This is a genomic window from Agarivorans sp. JK6 (assembly GCF_045277145.1).
GTDB lineage: Bacteria > Pseudomonadota > Gammaproteobacteria > Enterobacterales > Celerinatantimonadaceae > Agarivorans > Agarivorans albus.
Window position 1 is genome coordinate 2,886,734 of record NZ_CP113525.1, and the last position, 20,539, is coordinate 2,907,272.

20 protein-coding genes are annotated in these 20,539 nt (G+C 44.3%); 8 read left to right on the forward strand and 12 right to left on the reverse strand.

The window, feature by feature from the left end; translation table 11 throughout:
* Positions 1-162 precede the first annotated feature (162 nt).
* The 5 genes from OV592_RS13415 to OV592_RS13435 all read right to left on the reverse strand — a co-directional run bounded on the left by OV592_RS13415 (position 163) and on the right by OV592_RS13435 (position 5,304).
* Entirely contained in the window at positions 163-1,326 is a 1,164-nt protein-coding gene (locus OV592_RS13415) for a glycoside hydrolase family 5 protein (protein WP_406608937.1), read from the reverse strand.
* Positions 1,327-1,821: 495 nt separating this feature from the next.
* Positions 1,822-2,661: an S-formylglutathione hydrolase gene (gene fghA / locus OV592_RS13420; RefSeq protein WP_406611435.1), complete on the reverse strand. Its 840-nt coding sequence runs from the start codon at positions 2,659-2,661 to the stop codon at positions 1,822-1,824.
* Between the two features lie 17 nt (positions 2,662-2,678).
* A complete protein-coding gene (locus OV592_RS13425) occupies positions 2,679-3,806 on the reverse strand; it encodes an S-(hydroxymethyl)glutathione dehydrogenase/class III alcohol dehydrogenase (protein WP_406608938.1) in 1,128 nt (375 codons plus the stop codon).
* A 179-nt stretch (positions 3,807-3,985) separates the two neighbouring features.
* Positions 3,986-4,891 (reverse strand): GyrI-like domain-containing protein, encoded by a 906-nt coding sequence (locus OV592_RS13430; protein ID WP_406608939.1) that lies wholly within the window; start codon positions 4,889-4,891, stop codon positions 3,986-3,988.
* Positions 4,888-5,304, reverse strand: a complete 417-nt coding sequence (locus tag OV592_RS13435; RefSeq protein WP_406608940.1) for a DUF5329 family protein — start codon at positions 5,302-5,304, stop codon at positions 4,888-4,890. Before OV592_RS13435 ends, OV592_RS13430 begins: the two co-directional genes overlap by 4 nt.
* A 193-nt stretch (positions 5,305-5,497) precedes the next feature.
* On the opposite strand from OV592_RS13435, the gene OV592_RS13440 reads away from it, so the two are divergent.
* The 7 genes from OV592_RS13440 to OV592_RS13470 are packed head-to-tail and all read left to right on the forward strand — an operon-like array spanning position 5,498 to position 11,890.
* Positions 5,498-8,293, forward strand: a complete 2,796-nt coding sequence (locus OV592_RS13440; RefSeq protein ID WP_406608941.1) for a monovalent cation/H+ antiporter subunit A — start codon at positions 5,498-5,500, stop codon at positions 8,291-8,293.
* Positions 8,293-8,646 (forward strand): Na+/H+ antiporter subunit C, encoded by a 354-nt coding sequence (locus tag OV592_RS13445; RefSeq protein WP_016400656.1) that lies wholly within the window; start codon positions 8,293-8,295, stop codon positions 8,644-8,646. Before OV592_RS13440 ends, OV592_RS13445 begins: the two co-directional genes overlap by 1 nt.
* Positions 8,646-10,157, forward strand: coding sequence for a monovalent cation/H+ antiporter subunit D (locus tag OV592_RS13450; RefSeq protein ID WP_406608942.1), 1,512 nt, complete (start codon positions 8,646-8,648; stop codon positions 10,155-10,157). The genes OV592_RS13445 and OV592_RS13450 overlap by 1 nt, the downstream gene beginning before the upstream one ends.
* Positions 10,154-10,657: a Na+/H+ antiporter subunit E gene (locus tag OV592_RS13455; protein ID WP_016400658.1), complete on the forward strand. Its 504-nt coding sequence runs from the start codon at positions 10,154-10,156 to the stop codon at positions 10,655-10,657. The genes OV592_RS13450 and OV592_RS13455 overlap by 4 nt, the downstream gene beginning before the upstream one ends.
* Complete coding sequence (locus OV592_RS13460; RefSeq protein ID WP_016400659.1) at positions 10,651-10,920, forward strand: K+/H+ antiporter subunit F; 270 nt, start codon at positions 10,651-10,653, stop codon at positions 10,918-10,920. The genes OV592_RS13455 and OV592_RS13460 overlap by 7 nt, the downstream gene beginning before the upstream one ends.
* A 9-nt stretch (positions 10,921-10,929) precedes the next feature.
* Positions 10,930-11,295 (forward strand): Na+/H+ antiporter subunit G, encoded by a 366-nt coding sequence (locus OV592_RS13465; protein ID WP_220718332.1) that lies wholly within the window; start codon positions 10,930-10,932, stop codon positions 11,293-11,295.
* Positions 11,285-11,890: a DUF938 domain-containing protein gene (locus tag OV592_RS13470; RefSeq protein WP_406608943.1), complete on the forward strand. Its 606-nt coding sequence runs from the start codon at positions 11,285-11,287 to the stop codon at positions 11,888-11,890. The genes OV592_RS13465 and OV592_RS13470 overlap by 11 nt, the downstream gene beginning before the upstream one ends.
* 49 nt (positions 11,891-11,939) lie before the next feature.
* On the opposite strand, the gene clpX is transcribed toward OV592_RS13470, so the two are convergent.
* From clpX to tig, 3 genes are all read right to left on the reverse strand, one after another.
* Entirely contained in the window at positions 11,940-13,220 is a 1,281-nt protein-coding gene (gene clpX / locus OV592_RS13475) for an ATP-dependent protease ATP-binding subunit ClpX (protein ID WP_016400662.1), read from the reverse strand.
* Between the two features lie 113 nt (positions 13,221-13,333).
* A complete protein-coding gene (clpP, locus tag OV592_RS13480) occupies positions 13,334-13,957 on the reverse strand; it encodes an ATP-dependent Clp endopeptidase proteolytic subunit ClpP (RefSeq protein WP_016400663.1) in 624 nt (207 codons plus the stop codon).
* An 89-nt stretch (positions 13,958-14,046) separates the two neighbouring features.
* Positions 14,047-15,348, reverse strand: a complete 1,302-nt coding sequence (tig, locus tag OV592_RS13485) for a trigger factor (protein ID WP_406608944.1) — start codon at positions 15,346-15,348, stop codon at positions 14,047-14,049.
* Positions 15,349-15,745: 397 nt separating this feature from the next.
* Here tig and OV592_RS13490 point away from each other — a divergent pair, with 397 nt between their 5' ends.
* A complete protein-coding gene (locus tag OV592_RS13490; protein ID WP_016400665.1) occupies positions 15,746-16,252 on the forward strand; it encodes a prepilin-type N-terminal cleavage/methylation domain-containing protein in 507 nt (168 codons plus the stop codon).
* Between the two features lie 45 nt (positions 16,253-16,297).
* Here the strand turns inward: OV592_RS13490 and OV592_RS13495 are convergent, their stop codons facing one another.
* The 4 genes from OV592_RS13495 to OV592_RS13510 all read right to left on the reverse strand — a co-directional run bounded on the left by OV592_RS13495 (position 16,298) and on the right by OV592_RS13510 (position 20,515).
* Positions 16,298-17,284, reverse strand: a complete 987-nt coding sequence (locus OV592_RS13495) for a Gfo/Idh/MocA family protein (protein WP_406608945.1) — start codon at positions 17,282-17,284, stop codon at positions 16,298-16,300.
* 7 nt (positions 17,285-17,291) lie between these two features.
* Complete coding sequence (locus tag OV592_RS13500) at positions 17,292-18,191, reverse strand: carbohydrate ABC transporter permease (protein WP_406608946.1); 900 nt, start codon at positions 18,189-18,191, stop codon at positions 17,292-17,294.
* Positions 18,188-19,204 carry a carbohydrate ABC transporter permease gene (locus tag OV592_RS13505; RefSeq protein ID WP_406608947.1) on the reverse strand — a complete coding sequence of 339 codons (1,017 nt, stop codon included), beginning with the start codon at positions 19,202-19,204 and terminating at the stop codon, positions 18,188-18,190. Before OV592_RS13505 ends, OV592_RS13500 begins: the two co-directional genes overlap by 4 nt.
* Before the next feature lie 69 nt (positions 19,205-19,273).
* The gene (locus tag OV592_RS13510) at positions 19,274-20,515 is read right to left on the reverse strand and encodes an extracellular solute-binding protein (protein ID WP_338621650.1); all 1,242 of its coding nucleotides are present in this window, start codon (positions 20,513-20,515) and stop codon (positions 19,274-19,276) included.
* Positions 20,516-20,539 lie beyond the last annotated feature (24 nt).

The following is a 20,539-nucleotide window of genomic DNA, read 5'->3' on the forward strand; positions in this document are numbered from 1 at the left end:
TAAATAACAGAAAAAGCCACTAGCACGCCGGCTAATAGCTTGAATTTAATGTTGATATTGTAAACCTACTAACAAACTATAGTGTTTGATTAGCAATAAGATAATAGTTAGAAGAGAAATATTTAGCGCTAGCCAAGACTGACTAGCGCCAGAGGGTATTTTTTAAAGCGAGGTAGGTATTAATCCTTCAATTAGCGCTGGTCGCCACGCACCAGCTTCAGGATCGTAAGCACCAAAGCCAGAGGCATACTCCCAGTAGGCCCAGCTTATATTGCGCTTTTCTGCCTCGCGAGAAATAAACGCTGTCCAGGCACGTTGATGGTCGGGATCAGAATGCAGTGAATACACGCCATATTCTCCCATGAAGATCTCAAAGCCTCGCCCAGCTTGTTCATTCCAAGCCGTTACCCTATCGAACAAATCAATCAAAGGTTGCTGGTCTGAAGCAGTACCTAACCATGGTGTGCCAATCCACTCATTAGAACCCGATACCCAATCGGCGCCTTGGTGAGTAAAGTGGAACGGTTCGTAATAGTGAACGGTAATAATGGTGTTGTCTGAATTAACACTGCTAGGTAATTGCAATTGGGTTAAGCCATCGGGATGTCCCCAATTGGCGGTACCAATCATAATAGTACGCTGCTCACTACCATTGTTTTGCTGATCGGCCATGGTGGTCCAAATCAACTGCGTTAGGCGAGCAATGATGTCATTCCAATCGTCGTAGCCAATGGTGCCATTTGGCTCATTAAGTAGCTCAAATACCACTTGCTCTTGACCGTACTCACTTAACGGGAATTCTTCACTAATTTGTTGCCAGATACCCACTAAGCGACGAATATGGTTTTCTTGCATGTTCTCGCCGTCGTTCATCATTTCTTCATAGTGATGAACGTTAAGCACGACTTGCAGATCCTCAGCCAAGCTCCAGTCTACCACTTGCTTAACCCGAGCCATGAAGCTTGCATCTATTTGATAAGGTGTTGTTTCACCAGCATGATTTGACCAACGCACCGGGATGCGCACTGTTTTAAAACCAGCATCAGCAATAATTTGTAGATCTTCTTGAACCAGCAGTCTTCCACCCGTCCACTCTCCTTCATTAGGCGCTTCTAAGTAGTTACCTAAGTTAAGTCCTCGGCCAAGTTGGGTTTGGCTAAGTCCGCCGCTGGCATTCCAACCATACAGGTCGGTATAGTAGGCACTATCCAGTTCAACTTCTGCATCGCTTGGCGCGCCCACTGAGCTACCGCCGCCACATGCCGCAAGTAGAATACAACTACTGAGCAACACACCACCTTGAAGACATTTCTTAATCACTTCCATGCTTTACCTTCTAAACAACTACCTATTACTACTCAGCAGGCTAACTGATTAGCCCGAGCGGACCTAGGCTAAAGCTTTGTTCAGTAATCAGAATTTGTAGGTTCTCACATTAATAAAGCATCAATGAAAATATGCCCAAATTTGTTTCAAACAAAACATCAAAGAATGTGAAAAAACAACAAACCCGCAGCGTTAGTTGCGGGTTTAGCATAAAAGATAGTAGCTAGGGTCTGTTGATCTTTGGTGTTGAAATTTTGTTCGAGATAAGCGGGCTTTAATCGCGACGAGCACTTAGAAGCCTAGTGGGCTAAGCAAGAAGTGCTTAACAAAGAGTAAAGTTCGCTTATCCGAACCCTTCGGGCAGCATTTCTTAGCCATTTATTCAGCGTTATCGAGTGATTATTAAGCCCACTTAACTGCACACTCACTGCCTTGCCTAAATGGCGAATAAATTGCTGCAAAAACCATCAGCAAAGATCAACAGACCCTAGTTAACTAAAAATACTTAAAGTGGAAGCGCAGATGATCTTCGATAAAGCTAGCGATGAAGAAATAGCTATGGTCGTAGCCTTGCTGCATTCTAAAGTTTATTGCGTAATCAAGTTGTTTGGCGGCATCAACAAGGGTTTCGGGCTTGAGCTGCTCAGCAAGAAAATTGTCATCGCGGCCTTGGTCAATCAGCAGTGGCAATTGCTGCTCGGGTTTTAATTGTTTAATCAACAAACTACTGTCGTGCTCCTGCCAACGCAGTTGGTCATTACCTAAATAAGCCGCAAAAGCCTTTTGTCCCCAAGGGCAATTTGTAGGCTGACAAATTGGGCTAAATGCTGAAACCGACGAATAACGCTGGGGATTTTTAAAGGCTATAGACAAAGCGCCATGCCCGCCCATCGAGTGCCCGGCAATAGCTCGCTGTTGAGTAATGGGAAAATGCTGCTCTAACAATGCCGGTAACTCTTCACAAATATAGCTATACATTTGATAGTGTTTAGCCCAAGGCGCTTGGCTGGCATTAACATAAAAGCCAGCACCTAAGCCTAAATCATAAGCACCTTCTGGGTCATCAGCTACGCCTTCACCTCGTGGGCTGGTATCAGGGGCCACAATCGCCATACCTAGCTCGGCAGCCACTTTAAAGGCTCCGGCTTTTTGCATGAAATTTTCATCGCTACAGGTTAAACCAGACAGCCAGTACAACAAGGGTACCGGCGTATCCTCAGCAGCTTGCGGCGGCATATAAACAGCAAAAGTCATTTCACATTGCGTGGATTCTGATTGATGAGAATAACGCTGATGGACACCACCAAACACTTTGTTGCTGGCAAGTAGTTTAATCGTCATTACACGCTACCTTAATAGTGAATTACGCTGCGAATACTCTTACCTTGATGCATTAAATCAAATGCCTCATTAATTTTGTCTAAAGCCATGGTATGCGTAATAAAGTCACTAAGTTTAAACTCGCCTGCCATGTAACGTTCTACATATTCTGGTAACTCACTGCGCCCTTTTACTCCTCCAAATGCCGAACCGCGCCAAACCCTGCCGGTAACTAATTGAAACGGCCTAGTGCTTATCTCCTCGCCCGCACCAGCCACTCCAATAATGACCGATTCACCCCAACCTTTATGGCAACATTCTAAGGCAGAGCGCATTACGTTTACGTTACCAATACATTCAAACGAAAAATCCACGCCACCATCGGTAAGTTCTACGATGTAATCTTGAATAGGTTTATCGATGGTTTGTGGGTTTATGCAGTCAGTAGCGCCAAGCTGTTTGGCCAAGTCAAACTTAGATTCATTAATATCAATGGCTAGAATACGTGAAGCCTTAGCCATTTCTGCGCCAATCACTGCAGACAAGCCAATGCCGCCTAAACCAAATATTGCCACCGTATCACCAGCTTGCACCTTAGCTGTTTTTGTCACCGCGCCCATGCCGGTGGTAACGCCACAGCCCAGCAAACAGACTTCTTTTAAGTCGGCACTTGGGTTTATTTTGGCCAGTGATATTTCTGGCAGCACGGTGTATTCACTAAAGGTAGAACAGCCCATGTAATGAAAGATGGGTTTACCGTCTTTATAAAAGCGGGTAGTGCCGTCTGGCATTAACCCTTGCCCTTGAGTTGAGCGAATTTTTTGGCAAAGATTGGTTTTGCCCGACAGGCAAAACTTACACTCGCCACATTCTGGGGTATAAAGCGGAATCACGTGATCACCCACTTTAACCGAGTTAACCCCCTCACCCACTTGCTCAACGATGCCGCCACCTTCATGGCCAAGAATACAAGGGAATACCCCCTCTGAATCGGCGCCCGATAAGGTGTAAGCATCGGTATGACATACCCCTGTAGCAATGATCTTAACCAGCACTTCTCCTTTCTTCGGTGGCATAACATCTACGGTTTCGATAGAAAGCGGCTGATTGGGTGCCCAAGCAATAGCGGCTCGAGATTTAATAAAGTTACTGGTATCCATAACATTCCTTCACTGATAGATAAGCAATTTAAACATGCAGTTACCAGAGCATAGCAGAGCCTATAGCCTTGAGCTTTATAAGCATTTTTTATTTTAGGGAACAAAAAAAGCAGCCCGAATGGGCTGCAAAACAAAATGAACTCAAAAACACGGCAAGCAACTTTAGTTGCTTGAACTACTTACAACTTAATTGAGGTGCAAAAACTTACATCGGCATGGTGAGTCTTTAAATCGTAGCTATGGTAAAGCTCGAAACATGGGCGGTTATCAACCGTTAACTCTGCGTCTACCACTTGGGTCATCAGCTGCTGCCAGTAGAGCGCATATTGCGATTTATCCGTTACCAATTTACGCAAGTTGGCATAACTCCCAGCAGGTAAGGTTTGCAACTCGATGCCTGCAGGTGGAGTAACCCCTGCAGGTATAGCCAAGCAGACGTCGGTACGGCATTTATCGGCTGGGGTTAACTCTGGGTTATCGTGATAAATAAAAATACTCTCACCCTCAGCTAAACCCATTGGTCCCGCCCAGCCATAAAGGCGCTGGCTGGCAACATCGTAACCTTCGCCATAGGGCCCGGTTACCCGAATGTAAGCCAAATTCTTTTCTTCAAAATGTTCAGTTTTCATGATTTCACTCCTTGTTTGATTTGAAGTGTCATCATATTGCGTGCCGTTTGCTAAAGCGTGTCCATTGTTGCGTAACAGGTGTCCAATCTTGCTGTCTCTTAGCAATTGAGTGTAATGCTCCATGCTTTCACAATTTTTTACTTCGCTAGGGCTTAGTGCGAAATAACCACGAAAAGCCTTAGCTAAGGCTTGCGAGCTAGAAAAACCAAAATCTAAAGCCACCTTAGTGACCGCTTCTTTATGAAAAAATAGCTGGGTGGCGGCTTTCTCAAGTTTTAAGCGGCGAATAAAATCGGCGGGAGTCTCTCCCGTTACCGCCTTAAACACACGGTGAAAATAGTAAGGAGATAAATGCGCCATCTCCGCCACTTCATTCAAATTAAGGTTCTTATCGTAGTTTTTTTCTAAGTAACGAATCACCGGTACAAACTTACGGTGATAATTAGTTTTACTCATTGTGCTCCCTGCTGCTGATCATATAGGGCGAGCTGTTGATAAAGCCAGATGGATGAGTCCACTTGCTCGCCATTGGCAAAACGAATTTGATAAGGTTTACCGCTCAAGGACGACTTGCTAGCAAGATTGTCGATGAACATTTCGGCGGTCCAGCTCTCTTTATCTGGCGCAAACCAACTGTTTTGCGCGCGCTTTAGCTTCATTCTTAGATGTTCGCCTGCTTGCTGAGGATTGTGTTCAGATCCATTGCGAACAAAAGTGAGATCGGCTTGTTCAATGGCTTGTAAAAGGGCTTCAATTCGTTGCTTCTGTAGCACCCAATTTGAGTCGCTTACTGTTTCAGCAAGAGTAAACTGACTAAACATGCACAAACTTAACAACAGTAAACTAACACCGCGTTTAAATAGCACCATTAAAAACACCTTTTATTGTAGGGGTTTGCGCCTAGTCTATGACTCATTTCCCTTAAGCTCAAGAAACAAAATAACTGTTGTTAATCGCTGAGTAACTTTAGCTAAGTAGTGTAAACTAAGCGTGGATATTCATTCGAATAATGACTATGATTTTTCATAAATACCAAACAATTAGCTGACGGAGCTGCGTTAAATGCACTATTTCTGGGTACCGTTTTTACCCATGCTAGGAATTATTGTTCCTTTGCTAACCAACAAATTCAGCCGAAGTACTTGTGCACTGGCCACCGCCTTGCTACCTGCGCTTGCGCTGGCCTTGATTTTGTTCGACATGCCTGCGGTATTGAGGGGCCAATTTTTCACCCAAAGTATCGCTTGGATCCCACAGCTAGAGCTTAACCTCTCTTTTCGCCTTGATGGCTTGTCAGTGCTGTTCAGCTTACTGATTTTGGGCATAGGTTTATTGGTCATTTTGTATGCTCGCTACTACTTGAGCGAAAAAGACCACATGGGCCGTTTTTATTGCTACCTAATTATGTTTATGACAGCAATGCTAGGCATTGTGATGTCGAATAACATGTTGCAGCTTTGGTTTTTCTGGGAGTTAACCAGTATAAGCTCCTTCCTGCTCATTAGTTTTTGGTCTCATAGCAGTGACGCAAGAAAAGGCGCTCGCATGGCGCTTACCATTACTGGCGCTGGCGGCTTAGCCCTGTTAGGTGGCATTGTGTTACTGGGTCAAGTTGTCGGTAGCTACGAACTGGATGTTGTGTTAAACAGCGGCGAATTAGTGCAGCAACACCCTTATTACTTTGCCATTTTGGCTTTGTTTCTATTAGGCGCTTTCACTAAATCGGCACAGTTTCCGTTCCACTTTTGGCTACCACATGCCATGGCAGCCCCTACACCGGTAAGTGCTTATTTACACTCTGCTACCATGGTTAAAGCGGGTATCTTCCTATTAGCACGTTTTTACCCAGTGCTAGCAGGAACCGAAACCTGGTTTGCGGTGGTTTCTCTTACTGGCTTGTTTACGTTGTTACTGGGTGCTTACACTGCGCTATTTAAGCACGACTTAAAAGGCTTACTGGCTTATTCAACCATTAGTCACTTGGGTTTAATTGTATTGCTGCTTGGCTTAAATACCCAACTGGCGGCAATTGCTGCAGTGTTTCATATTATTAACCACGCCATTTTTAAAGCTTCACTATTTATGGCAGCTGGCATTATCGACCATGAGTCTGGTTCGCGTGATATGCGCAAACTTAACGGTTTATGGAAGTACATGCCAATCACCGCTACGCTGGCGATGGTGGCCTCAGCCTCGATGGCGGGTGTACCACTACTAAATGGCTTTCTTTCCAAAGAAATGTTTTTTGCCGAAACTCTCGACCAAAGCATTTTAGGCTCATTGTCTTGGCTTATTCCTGTTCTCGCCACCATTGGCGGAGCGTTTGCAGTAGCCTATTCATTACGCTTTATTCACGATGTATTTTTCAATGGGGAACCAAAAGGTTTAACCAAAACACCGCACGAGCCGCCACGTTACATGCGGGTGCCCGTCGAAATCTTGGTAGCTTTATGTTTGATTGTTGGAATCTTCCCTAATTTCACCATTGGCCCGCTGTTAGACAGTGCCTCGCTGGCAGTATTGAACCACCCCTTACCCGAATTTAGTTTAGCTCTTTGGCACGGCTTTAACATTCCATTATTGATGAGCGGTCTGGCTATTGCTGGCGGATTAGCCATTTATTTAAACCGCAAACCATTGTTTAGGTTTGAAGGCTTGTTCCCTGCGCTGGACGCAAAAATGATATTTGAAGGCGCCATTCAACGCTGCGTAATATGGGCGCAAAAAGTGAATGGTTATTTAGAGTCTGGATCGTTACAGCGCTACGCATTTTGGCTGTGCTTTTTTGCACTAGCCCTAACGGCACCACCGCTACTGGATTTAGAGACAACTCAAGGAAGTTTGCCAAACACGCCGCTTAATGGCGCAGTAGTGATTGCTGCGATACTGCTAATTGCGGGCTCTCTCGCTACCATTATCTGGAGCCACTACCGAATGATAGCGCTGCTGATGTTATCGCTAGTGGGTTTGGTGGTTTCGATTACCTTCGCCTACTTCTCGGCGCCAGATTTAGCCTTAACACAGCTATCTGTAGAAGTAGTAACGGTAATCTTACTGTTGTTAGCTTTGTACTTTTTCCCTCAACATACTCCTACCAGCAAAAGCCGCCCCAGCCACTTTGTTCGTGACTTAGCGGTGGCTTCGGCAATTGGTTGTATTGTTGGCAGTATCTGTTTTGCCTTACTGACTCACCCGCTCGATAGCATTTCAGACTTCTTTATTGCTAATGCTAAAACTGGTGGCGGCGGTACCAACGTGGTTAACGTAATTTTGGTTGATTTCCGTGGTTTTGATACCTTTGGCGAAATTACCGTTTTGGGTATTGCGGCACTAGGTATTTATAAGCTGATTGCAAGAATGCGTTTATCGATGCGTACTAAAGATCACGATGGCCGCTTATGGGCTAAAGACAAATACCCAATTCTGCTGTCTGTAGTATCACAAAGCTTACTGCCCTTATTCCTATTGGTATCGGCTTACATTTTCATGCGCGGGCACAACTTACCAGGTGGTGGCTTTATTGCAGGCCTAATTACCTCAATTGCGCTAATTCAGCAGTATTTGGCTCACGGCGTAGATTGGATGAGCAAGCGGGTGAGTGTTAGTTACCACTACTTTATTGCTATTGGTTTAGTCACCGCAGCAATCACCGGTTTAGGTAGCTGGGCCTTTGATCGCCCATTCTTAACCTCTTGGTTTGATTACTTCTCACTACCTTGGATAGGCAAGTTTGAGCTTACCAGCGCCTTGGTATTCGATTTAGGCGTGTACTTAACGGTAATCGGCGCAACCTTATTGATTTTGGCTAATCTAGGCAAACTCACTACCAAAGAACGACTCACCGTAGGAGAAAGATAATGGAAGTAGTCTACTCAGTGTGTGTCGGCTTTATGACGGCGTGTGGCATCTTTTTGATGCTACGTGGCCACACTTTTACCCTTGTTATAGGATTAACCTTGCTATCTTACGCTGTTAACTTATTTTTGTTTGCCAGTGGCGGATTAACCATTGGCGCTCCAGCGGTGCTAAATGGCGGAGATAATTACGCCGACCCACTCCCTCAAGCTTTAGTCCTAACAGCGATTGTTATTGGATTTGCGATGACCGCTTTTGCCGTTATTTTGGCCATGCGCGGGCGTGCCGATTTGGGTAACGACCATGTTGATGGAGAAGAACCTATAGACCGTTTAGCGCGGGAGGATAAAGCCTAATGAGTTTGTTTGATCATTTAGTTGTTTTCCCTGTTCTTATCCCGTTTTTTGTGGGCGTAGTGTTGCTATTTCCAAGCCTAAGCGCTTCGTTAAGCAAACAACGTATTTTCACGATTGCAGCCAATTTGTTAATGGTTGTTGTGGCAATAGCCTTGCTTTTAAAAGTGCAAAATCAAGGTATTCAAATGTATGCCTTAGGTGATTGGTCGGCGCCCTTTGGTATTGTATTAGTGGCTGATGCCTTTTCAGCATTAATGATTGCTTTGAGCGCCATATTAGGCCTAACTGTCATTTTGTATGCCAGTGCCGGTGAAGATAAAAATGGAGCATTTTTTCATCCATTAATTATGTTCCAACTAATGGGCATTAACGGCGCCTTTCTAACTGGCGACGCGTTCAACTTGTTTGTATTTTTTGAGGTATTGCTGATTGCTTCCTACTCCTTGATGATCCACGGAGGCGGTAAACAAAAAATTCAGGCCAACATCCATTATGTGTTTTTAAACTTAATTGGCTCATCATTATTCTTGTTTGCCTTAGGCACCTTATACGGCACCTTGGGTACCCTTAACTTTGCCGATATGGCTGACAAAATTCCGCAACTGTCACACAGTGAGCAGCTAATTACTAAGTCTGGTGCATTACTGTTACTTGCCGTATTTGGTTTGAAAGCTGCAATGCTACCGCTGCACTTTTGGTTGCCGAAGGCATACTCAAGCACCAGTACCCCTGTAGCCGCGCTGTTTGCAATTATGACCAAAGTTGGTATCTACAGTATTTGGCGGATCCACGGAGTAATGTTTGGTGAGCAAGCGGGTGAGCTGGCCAATATTGCGCTACCGTGGTTATGGCCAATTGCCCTATTAACCATCGCCATTGGCGCGATATCGGTATTAGCGAGCCAAAGCCTAAGAGTATTGTGTAGTAACTTGGTGATTGTTTCGGTTGGTACTTTGTTGGTTACAATTAGCCTAAATAGCGTGCAAGCCAGCACTGCCGGTATTTATTACTTAGTACACAGTACCATCGCTTGTGCTGCGATGTTTTTGCTAGCGGGACTCATTCAGCAACAGCGAGGAAAAGCAGAAGACCGCTTTGTAACAGCAAGAGCGATGCCTCAATCAGCTAAATTAGGCTTTGTATTTGCGCTGCTTGCAATTGGTCTAATCGGCATGCCACCGTTGTCTGGTTTTGTTGGCAAAGCCCTTATCTTGCAATCGGTAACCGATACCAATCAAATGGCGTGGATATGGTCTTTAATTTTAGGTGCAGGTTTGATTTCGCTAATAGCCTTATCTCGCGCCGGAACCTCTTTGTTTTGGCGTACCAGTGGCGAAAACACCGCTGCCTTACAAGGGCACCCCATTCAATATTTAGCCATCGCTATTTTAGTGGGCTTACTGCCTTTAATGGTGGTCTTTGGTGGTCCATTAACCGATTACGCTCAGCTTGCCGCAGAGCAACTCAATGCTGGCCTAAGCTTGCAACAACTTAACGAGGTAGCCAAATGATTAAAACTCAAAAGAAATTTGTTTGGTTTCCAACCCCTTACCACAGCTTACTGTTGTGGTTAGTGTGGCAAATCTTACATGAGTTTAGCCGCGGCCATATGGTACTAGGTGCAATCTTCGCCATTGTAATCCCTTGGATCGTTGCGCCTCTAAGTGAAAAAGAACCGGTTGCTAAAAATCCACTTAAAGTAATCTCTTACACTTTTCGTTTAATTATCGATATCGTAGTTTCGAACTTTGATGTTGCGAAAAGGGTTTTACAAAGTAACAAAAAACTTAACCCTGCGTTTGTCGCAGTGCCCATCTCTTTTAGCGAACCTTTGCCATTAACCATTTTTACAAGCAGTGTGTCGTTAACTCCAGGAACCTGCAGTGTCGAGTTATCTGACGACAAACAATGGCTGTATGTACACGTGCTTCACCTAGAGGATGAGCAAGCGCTAATTACACAAATTAAACAGCGCTATGAAGCCCCACTGAAGGAGATTTTCAAATGTTAGCTTATGCCACTCTCTTTGCTAGCGGCTTAATTTGTATAGCCTTAGCGCTTAATGCTTGGCGCTTAATTATTGGGCCTACCGCGCCTGATCGCATTGTTGCGGTAGACACTATGTATATCAACAGCATCGCCTTAATTATATTGTTAGGCTTGTACCAAGGCTCGGTAAGTTACTACGAAAGTGCATTGCTAATTGCCCTATTAGGCTTTGTTAGTACTGCTGCATTTTGTAAATACTTACTTCGCGGCGACATCATCGAATAGGATTAGCAGATGACCAGTTTATTAGAAATTGTTGTAAGTATTCTGCTTGTACTTGGCGCAGTAGTTATGTTGATTGGCTCAGTTGGTTTAGCCAAGTTGCCAGATTTTTTCACCCGCTTGCACGCCCCTACCAAGGCGAGCACATTGGGTGTCGGCTGCATTTTAATTGCCTCAATGGTTTATTTTAGCTTTGAGTTAGGCAGGGTTAATTTAAAAGAAATACTGATTACCATGTTTTTGCTAATTACTGCGCCTATTGCAGCGCACATGCTAGCTAAAGCCGGTTTGCACTACAAAGTGAAGCTTAAGGACAACACTCATAAGCAACACTTAACCAACAAAGCTTATTTGCATCAAAACCCGAATGACGAGTAATCAACATCCGGCGGCGTTTTTTAACCGCGCCGCCGATAATAACAAACAGGCAATCTTAGAGCAGCTTGCCCCAAGGCTAACATCATCGCGGTGCCTACTTGAGATTGGTTCAGGCACCGGACAACACGCTGCTTTTTTTGCTAAAGCCCTACCTCAACTTCGTTGGCAGACCTCAGACCAACAAACCAATGACCCAGCCATTCAATATTGGCAAGAGTACATGATACTCAGTGAGCAACCGCCGCCGCTTAACTATCAAGTAGGTACAGATCTATGGCCATGTGATTGCGACACAGTATATACCGCCAATACCGCACACATAATGCCTAAAGAGCTCGTAGAGCTAATGTATTCGAACATCGGTGACAATTTACCATCTAAAGGACAACTGTTTCACTACGGTCCGTTTAAGCAAGCTGGCCAATACAGTAGCGAGAGTAATCGCGAGTTCGATTTGATGCTGCAAGCTCAAGGCTGCGGAGGCCTTCGAGACATTGAGCAATTGCAGTTTTGGGCAGCCAAACATGATTTACATCTCAAAGAAACAATAGCTATGCCAGCTAACAACCTATTGTTAGTTTGGCAAAAAGCCTAACTAACAAAAAAGCCAGTCATAAGACTGGCTTTTTTTATACTCGCACAGTTTACTCTGCGCTAGCAGCTTTATCTTCATTGGTGTAAATCAAGATTGGGTCACTCTCACCTTGAATCACCGTTTGGTCGATAACTACTTTTGAAATATTATCAATCGATGGTAAGTCGTACATTGTATTAAGCAATACTGCTTCTACAATTGAACGCAAGCCACGAGCACCGGTTTTACGCTCCATCGCTTTGTGAGCGATAGCACGAAGTGCATCTTCGCGGAACTCTAGCTCAACATCTTCAAGCTTGAACAAAGCACCGTACTGTTTAGTAAGGGCATTTTTAGGTTCGCTTAAAATCTGGATTAATGCGTCTTCATCAAGCTCAGTTAGCGTAGCCACTACAGGCAAACGACCAATAAACTCAGGAATAAGACCATATTTAACTAGATCTTCTGGCTCAACTTTAGAGAAGGTTTCGCTTAGCGAGTTTTTATCTGCTTCGCCCTTCACTTCAGCCCCGAAACCAATACCCGTTCCAGTAGAAGCACGTTGCTCGATAACCTTATCTAAGCCAGCAAATGCACCACCACAGATGAATAAGATTTTAGAGGTATCAACCTGTAAAAACTCTTGCTGAGGATGCTTACGTCCGCCTTGAGGAGGAACAGAAGCTACAGTACCTTCGATTAACTTAAGTAAGGCTTGCTGTACACCTTCACCAGAAACATCACGAGTAATTGACGGGTTATCTGATTTACGAGAAATTTTGTCAATTTCATCAATGTAAACAATACCGCGTTGCGCTTTATCAACGTCGTAGTCACATTTCTGCAGTAACTTCTGGATGATGTTTTCAACATCTTCGCCCACATAACCTGCTTCGGTTAAGGTGGTAGCATCAGCCATGGTAAACGGTACGTCGAGTAAACGAGCAAGCGTTTCCGCCAGTAGCGTTTTACCACTACCAGTTGGGCCAATAAGAAGGATATTACTCTTACCAAGCTCAATACCATCAGCCACATCACCGTTACGAAGGCGCTTGTAGTGGTTATAAACCGCAACTGCTAATACTTTCTTGGCGTGATCTTGACCAATTACGTAGTCATCAAGGTGTTCTCTAATTTCCTTAGGAACCGGTAAGGCGTTGCCTTCTTTTTTATTTGGCGATATTTCTTTTATTTCTTCTCGAATGATGTCGTTACATAACTCAACACATTCGTCACAAATATAGACGGAGGGACCGGCAATCAGCTTTCTCACTTCATGCTGGCTTTTACCGCAGAAGGAGCAATACAACAGCTTACTGCTATCTCCATCACCCTTGCGCTTATCTGTCATTCGCTAACCTCAAACTATGTAGCATTCTACGCTTTTATCTACAGTGTAAATCAAACCGCGAAGAATGCTATTTTCTCTATGCTCTATCTGTACAGACCGTGAATTGGAACTAATTATTCACGACGCGCAAAGATATCATCGACGATACCGTATTCTTTAGCCTGTTCAGCTGTCATATAGTTATCGCGATCAGTGTCTGCAGCGATAGTATCAAAACTTTGGCCAGTATGCTCGGCCAACAACTCGTTCATGCGACGTTTTGTTTTAATAATTTCGTTGGCGTGGATTTCAATGTCAGATGCTTGACCTTGATAACCGCCTAGTGGCTGGTGAATCATCACTTTGGCGTTTGGTAAACAATAACGTTTGCCTTTAGCGCCACCAGCCAATAAAAATGCGCCCATGCTTGCTGCCATACCCATACACACGGTACTAATTTTAGGCTTAATAAACTGCATGGTGTCGTAAATCGCCATACCAGCGCTAATTGAACCGCCTGGCGAATTAATATAAATGAAGATGTCTTTCTCTGGGTTCTCAGATTCTAAAAATAACAACTGAGCAACCACAAGGTTGGCCATGTGGTCTTCCACTTGACCAGTTAAGAAAATAACTCGGTCTTTTAATAGACGAGAGTAAATATCATAAGAGCGTTCCCCTTTAGAGGTTTGCTCAATAACCATTGGCACCAAAGCCGCCATGGGGTCGAATGCAGACTGATTAACTTCTTTAGACATTGATGCGCTCTTCCTTAAAAAAAATGGCTCGTATGTAGTACATACGAGCCATTATATGCGAGATAAAGGTGGCTAAGTCAAATTAGACCTTAGTTTGCACCTTGCTTGTTCATAATTTCATCAAAAGCTACTTCTTTTTCAGTCACTTTTGCTTTACCAAGCACAAATTCAATCGCTTGCTCTTCTAAAACTACGTTACGAACGTTGTTCATCAACTCTTCGTTTTTCGCGTAGTAGTCAAGAACTTCAGTTGGATCTTCGTAAGCAGAAGCGAAAGAAGCAATGTGCTCTTTAACTTTCTCATCATCAGCTTCTAGTTCGTTAACTTTGATTAACTCACCTAGTAGAAGGCCGGTGCGAACGCGACGCTGCGCTTGCTCAGTGAATAGCTCATCTGGAAGCTCTGGCGCGTTTTGTGCGTTTTCGCCAAAACGTTGCATTGCTTGCTTACGAAGTTGCTCAACTTCTTGAGAAACTAGAGCAGCTGGTACGTCAATTTCGTTTTGCTCGATAAGACCAGCTAAAACTTGCTCTTTAACACCCGCTTTTAGCGTTTGCTCAAGTTCACGTTCCATGTTCTTACGGATTTCAGCTTTAAGTGCGTCTAGTTCACCAGACTCTACACCGAACAATTTAACGAACTCTTCGTTAACTTCAGCTAGTTCAGGCTTTTCAACTTTGTTGATTTTGATATCAAAAGTTGCAGCTTTACCTTTTAGGTTTTCTGCGTGGTAATCTTCTGGGAAGTTAACTTCAATAATGAACTCTTCGCCAGTTTTCTTACCCATGATGCCGTCTTCAAAACCAGGAATCATACGGCCAGCGCCCATAGCTAGGTCGAAACCTTCAGCTTTGCCGCCTTCAAATTCTTCACCGTCGATTTTACCTAAGAAGTCTAGGTTTACGCGGAATTCGTTTTTGATCATGCCCTTGGTTTCTTTCCAAGTAGCTTGCTGCTTGCGCAACGTGTCGATCATGTTGTCAACGTCTTTGTCGTTAACAGTAGCTGTTTTCTTTTCTACTTCGATTGCGTCTAGACCAGCAACTTCTACTTCTGGGAAGATTTCGAAAGTAGCGCTAAAGCTGAACTCGCCATCTTTAGTATCACCAGGCTGAAGTGCTGGAGCACCTGCTGGGTTTAGCTTCTCTTGCATGATAGCTTCGTAGAATGAACGCTGCATTGCTTGACCAGTTACATCGTGGCGAATCGCTGCACCGTAACGTTTCTTGATTACGCTTACTGGCACTTTACCAGGGCGGAAACCGTCGATGCGAGCGCGACGTGATTCTTGCTTAAGCGCTTGCTCAATTTGCTGTTCGATTTGCGTAGCGTCAATCGAAATCGTAACACGACGCTCCAAGCCCTGAGTTGTTTCTACTGAAACCTGCATTTTATTACCTCGGCTATAGTCAGCACCCTGCTGACAATTTACTTACGTAAACAATGGGAATTTAGCGGTTCGCATTGGCGAACTAGCTGTCCTTAGTTAAGGACCCATAATTTCAAAACGCCGCATTATAGCCATGGTTTTCGCCAAGGTCGAGACTGATTGCTAGATAATCGCAGATATCGCGTAAATATTTGCTGCTACGCATACCTGTTTGGCGATTTTCACTACATTAAGCCCAAAGCTCCCGCTCAAAAAGCAGGTCTTTGTTGATATAACGCTCGCTTATAATTAGCGCACCCGCACAAAAATAGACCAATGACTCTACAAAGCTAGGCAAGCGATAAGCAAACTTTTATACTTCGCCGAAAACGGATGCGGTAAAAATGTTTAGGGATTAATGAAAAACCAAGGCTTTACCTTAATAGAACTGGTTGTAGTGATTATCGTGATCGGTATTCTTGCGGTTACTGCTGCACCTAAGCTACTAAATCTATCCAGTGATGCCCGAATAAAAACCATTGAGCAAATCAGCGTTAGTGTAAAAGCCGCCAACGACCTCCTCACCCTTAAATCCTACATGCCAAGTTATGTGTCGCAACAGGTGCCAAATCGCGATGATTTAATCGACGTAGACATGGATGGAGATGGCACTTTTGATGTATTTAACCCCGATAGTCCTGACGTAAGACTAAAATGGCGATACCTTGATAATACCGACATTACTAAACGCATCGACATTGATGATGTTTTTGTTTTACAAGAGCAAGGCATCGCGTTCACTTATCTGGGCTACGACAGAAACGGTAATGGTCAAGTCACTGACGACAACTGCTATTTTCAATATACCCAAGCCAGCAACGCCACCACACCTCCGCAGTACGAGCTAGTTGACGATGGTTGCTAAAAAAGCCCCTAAAGCGGGGTCTTTGCTAAATGCATTAACGACCGACTATAGAAATGGGTAACTAACGCCTACTTGAGCCAGAATCTCATCCATTACTCGTTGGGTGCCTAGAGTGTCTTGCCAAGTATTTAATTGACTTTGCAACTTGCCCTGACGAATGCAACTCATCGCTTCACTTGCTTGATATTCGAAACCGCTGGCTAAATACGGCAGCTCTAATAGCTCTGGGCGCTTGTCGAATAAATGAAGCTCTACTTTGTTGCTATCCCAAAAATACGCTGGCACCACAATTTTGCCTTTATCACCATAAATGCAAAAACTGTTTTCGGTATAGCTTTGGAAAGAACAGGTGAATTGGCTAGCTGCACCACCATAGTTAAGGATAACGCTACAACGCTCGTCAACACCTGTAGGGCCAACCAGGCCATCGGCTAAAACCTTACTAGGGTGTCTGCCCATCACAAACTGCGATAAAGCAACGTTATACACTCCGTAGTCAAGTAGCACCCCGCCCGCTAAATCTACATTAAGTAAGCGATCACTTTCATCTCTTGGGATTGGAAACGCAAAGCTAGATTGTAGCAACTTAATGTCACCAATCATGTTTTGATTTAGCCAACGCTTTACCTGCTGCCATACTGGCAAATAGCGGCTCCACATAGCTTCCATTAAAAACACTTGGTGCTGTTCGGCCAACGCCATAAGTTGTTCAGCTTGCGCGGCATTCACCGTTAAGGGCTTTTCACACAACACTGGCTTACCCGCTAAAATACAAGCCCGAATCGTTTCGTAATGAAAACGATGGGGGTTGGCGATATATACTGCATCAACCTTTGGGTCGGCGAGTAATTCGTCGTAACGTAAATAGCTGGTAGCAGCGCCAAAATCTTTAGCAAAAGCTTTGCCACGCTGCTCATTAGAGCTTGCCACTGCATACAGTTTTGCGTCTTCAATGGCGCTTAAGCCCTCGGCAAAACGCCGAGCAATACGGCCTGGAGCAATAATGCCCCAGTTAAAGGTTTTTCTTTGCATTGTTGATTTAACCTTTTACCGCACCACTGGTGAGCCCAGAAATCATTTGCCTAGAGGCAAACAAGTAAAAGGTCACAATCGGCAAAATGGAAATGGTAGTTCCCAACATCACCGCGCCCCATGGAGTATTTGGCAAACCTTGAACGGTTCGCAGAGCAAGTGTTACCACATACTTATCTTGGCTGGACAAAATAACCAAAGGTCCTAGGAAGTTATTCCAGAAGAAAACAAATTGCACAATGGCAACGGTTCCCAATACTGGTTTCATCAGCGGTAATGCAATGCGAAAAAAAATTGACCACTCACCCGCCCCATCAATTCGCGCGGACTCTATCAACTCTCGAGGGATAGAACTCACCACATATTGGCGCACCAAAAATATAGCAAAAGGGGTAGCGGTAAACGGCAACCACAAGGCAACGTGAGTATTTAACAATCCCAAAAACTGCACAATCATGTAGTAAGGAATCAAACCTAAGATAGGCGGTACCATCATGGAGGCTACCATGGTTCCAAATATAAAATTCTTCCCTCTAAACTTGTAGATTGCAAAGGCATAACCGCCCATAGAGCAAAACAAGATAGACACCACCGTCCCCAAGCCAGTGACATAAAAGCTATTCAGCATTGAAGTCCAGAACGGCAAGGTATCAACCAAAGACTGATAGTTCTCAAACAACGCATTGCCTAGCGCCAAACTTAATTCTGAGGAAAAAATCTCAGTTCGGGTGCGAGTAGATAAAATACTCGACCATATAAACGGGAATATACTTAAAAAAGCACACAACACTAAAAAGACATAAAAACCAATAGTGCCCACTACCCCAAAGATTTGGGCGGCTAATTCTCCGCCCTTGGTTTGCTGCCTACGACGACGAGGCAGGGTGGAATTTGCGAATATATTCATGAATGGCTCCCTAATCCTTTACGGCCAAAGAATAAGAACTGCACCGCCGTTACCGCTGCAATGATTAAGAACAGTAACCACGACATTGCCGATGCCCAACCCATGTCTAGCCATTCCCAAGCGACCTTATAGAGGAACATAGAAATCGTTAAGCCAGAGTTACCAATGCCACCGGTACCGTTAGTTAGAATGAACGGTTCTTCGAACATTTGTAGGCTACCGATAATGGTTAAAGTGACCCCAAAGAAAATAAATGGGCGCAAATGTGGCAAGGCGATATACCAGAAACGCTGACGGAAGTTTGCACCATCTAGCAAAGCCGCTTCTTCCACTTCCTTTGAGATAGTCAATATGCCGGAAATATAGATTACCAAGTGAAAACCGGTGTATTTCCAAAATTGTAAAAAGGCAATGGCAGGTTTAATCAACAAACGATCTTCTAGCCAGCGCAAAGGCATTAAGTCGTTTAACCAGCCAAAGGTGTACCCCAAACCAGGCGCGTTAGCTAGTGCTACCAAAGCTTTGTTAATAATCCCTACATTTGCAGAGTACATGTTTACAAAAATCAGGCTCACCGCAACGGTAGAGGTGATAAACGGTAAAAAGAAGGCTGAGGTCATAAAGTGGCGAAACTTGCTGCCAAGGTTCACCAGCAAATAAGCCATTGGAATAGCGACTAAGTGTTGGCTTATCCCAGAGGCTAATCCCAGCCAAATGGTGTTATATAAAGAACGGTAAAAGTCTTCGTCTTCTAAAGAAAACGTGTAGTTTTCGATGCCGACAAAGCGCATTGAATCTAAACCAGCAACCGGGTTCCATTGGTGAAACGACAAATACAAAGAAAAGGCGAAACCAAAAACCTGAAAAACCAAGAATAGAATGATGAACGGCATTAAAAAACCGTAAGGGGCGAACACTTGGCCTAACTTGGCAAACGAGCGTTTGCGTGCAGACTTAGCCTTCTTATCGCTCTCTACCTCGGAAAGAGGTGCGGATGCGTGAGAACTGCTCATGTTACTTACTCATATTGTGGTGAACTGAGCGACGACAGTCGCCCAGTAATTAGAAAGAGACGGTGAAGCTTACAAACTACGCATGCGGCGTTTTATTTGCTTCTCGGCATCAGCCAAGGCTTCTTTCACATCTTTGCCTTCTTCTACTACCGCTGGTAACGCTTGCTCTAAAATAATCGCGCGTGCGATGTTATCGGCTTTAGAAGGTTTAATTGGCTTAATGTTTTCAGCAATTTCTGTCCACAATAGGCGAGCTTTTTGGCCACCTAAGAAAGGCATTTCTTCTTGGAACATTGGCGCGTCGTAAGAACTTTTTAATGCAGGGAAAGCAGCATTGGTTTTAAATTCGTACAACACGATGTCGCGGTTTTTAGTTAAGTATTCAACTAATTTGTAGGCTTCTTCTTTATTCTTGCTTTGCTCAGGGATCGCAAGGAATGTCCCACCCCAAGAACCATAGTTACCCGCAGGTAAACCACTTACGCCCCACTTACCTCCGGTATCAGGCGCAATCCAAGACTCTAGGAAACCCGCTAACCAAGCACCCGAAAATTGAATCGCGAAATTGGCGTTTTTCAAGCCTTCAAACCACTCAGAGCTCCAGTCACCAATACGCGCATCAAGGCCTTTTTCACGCGCCATTTTGGCGTAAGTAAAGGCTTTAACAAAACGTTCGTTAGTTACAATTGGGTTATCATCTTTATCGAAGTAAATACTATTACCCGCTTCTACTTCAGTATTGATGATTGCTTGAGCGATAGAGCCAGCATGACCCACTAACGGAACACCTTTAGCTTTTAGCTCTTCGCCCCAAGCCATTAATGCATCCCAATCCTTAGTTACTGCCTCTGGGTTGAAGCCTTTATCTTGCATGTGCTCACGGCGGTAATACATTACACCCGGTCCAACGTTTAGCGGCAATGCATATTGCTCGCCATCAGCGCCTTTACCTTGTGCCCAAGCAAATGGAGCAAATTTGTTTTCATCCTGATCAGCGTTAAAAGCTTTGCTCATGTTGGCAAAGCCGCCTTGGTTAACAATGGCGCCAATCTTTTCTACATCGATACATACCACGTCGCCAGCACCATCGCCGGTAGCTAGAGCCGTGGTCAGTTTGTTGTGGTGATCAACCCAGTTGTTAGACAGTACCTCAACTTTAATGCCTGGGTTGGCTTTGTAAAAATCGTCAATCTTTTCTACGGCGGTTTTATCGTGGTTTGGCCAACAATCGTAACGAATGGTTGTTTCTGCCTGTGCCGCCACGGCTGTGCCTGCTATAACTAGCGCTAAACTAAGCTTTTTGAGTTCCATTATTCAAATCCTTATGGGCGTCAC

Excerpts from the sequence above, each read along its gene's own strand:
- OV592_RS13435 (WP_406608940.1), bottom strand. The coding sequence starts at position 5,304 with ATGGTGCTATTTAAACGCGGTGTTAGTTTACTGTTGTTAAGTTTGTGC.
- OV592_RS13465 (WP_220718332.1), top strand. The coding sequence starts at position 10,930 with ATGACCAGTTTATTAGAAATTGTTGTAAGTATTCTGCTTGTACTTGGC.
- OV592_RS13510 (WP_338621650.1), bottom strand. The coding sequence starts at position 20,515 with ATGGAACTCAAAAAGCTTAGTTTAGCGCTAGTTATAGCAGGCACAGCC.
- OV592_RS13415 (WP_406608937.1), bottom strand. The coding sequence starts at position 1,326 with ATGGAAGTGATTAAGAAATGTCTTCAAGGTGGTGTGTTGCTCAGTAGT.
- OV592_RS13450 (WP_406608942.1), top strand. The coding sequence starts at position 8,646 with ATGAGTTTGTTTGATCATTTAGTTGTTTTCCCTGTTCTTATCCCGTTT.
- OV592_RS13470 (WP_406608943.1), top strand. The coding sequence starts at position 11,285 with ATGACGAGTAATCAACATCCGGCGGCGTTTTTTAACCGCGCCGCCGAT.
- OV592_RS13425 (WP_406608938.1), bottom strand. The coding sequence starts at position 3,806 with ATGGATACCAGTAACTTTATTAAATCTCGAGCCGCTATTGCTTGGGCA.
- OV592_RS13495 (WP_406608945.1), bottom strand. The coding sequence starts at position 17,284 with ATGCAAAGAAAAACCTTTAACTGGGGCATTATTGCTCCAGGCCGTATT.
- OV592_RS13500 (WP_406608946.1), bottom strand. The coding sequence starts at position 18,191 with ATGAATATATTCGCAAATTCCACCCTGCCTCGTCGTCGTAGGCAGCAA.
- clpP (WP_016400663.1), bottom strand. The coding sequence starts at position 13,957 with ATGTCTAAAGAAGTTAATCAGTCTGCATTCGACCCCATGGCGGCTTTG.
- OV592_RS13505 (WP_406608947.1), bottom strand. The coding sequence starts at position 19,204 with ATGAGCAGTTCTCACGCATCCGCACCTCTTTCCGAGGTAGAGAGCGAT.
- clpX (WP_016400662.1), bottom strand. The coding sequence starts at position 13,220 with ATGACAGATAAGCGCAAGGGTGATGGAGATAGCAGTAAGCTGTTGTAT.
- OV592_RS13445 (WP_016400656.1), top strand. The coding sequence starts at position 8,293 with ATGGAAGTAGTCTACTCAGTGTGTGTCGGCTTTATGACGGCGTGTGGC.
- OV592_RS13490 (WP_016400665.1), top strand. The coding sequence starts at position 15,746 with ATGAAAAACCAAGGCTTTACCTTAATAGAACTGGTTGTAGTGATTATC.
- tig (WP_406608944.1), bottom strand. The coding sequence starts at position 15,348 with ATGCAGGTTTCAGTAGAAACAACTCAGGGCTTGGAGCGTCGTGTTACG.
- OV592_RS13460 (WP_016400659.1), top strand. The coding sequence starts at position 10,651 with ATGTTAGCTTATGCCACTCTCTTTGCTAGCGGCTTAATTTGTATAGCC.
- OV592_RS13440 (WP_406608941.1), top strand. The coding sequence starts at position 5,498 with ATGCACTATTTCTGGGTACCGTTTTTACCCATGCTAGGAATTATTGTT.
- OV592_RS13430 (WP_406608939.1), bottom strand. The coding sequence starts at position 4,891 with ATGAGTAAAACTAATTATCACCGTAAGTTTGTACCGGTGATTCGTTAC.
- OV592_RS13455 (WP_016400658.1), top strand. The coding sequence starts at position 10,154 with ATGATTAAAACTCAAAAGAAATTTGTTTGGTTTCCAACCCCTTACCAC.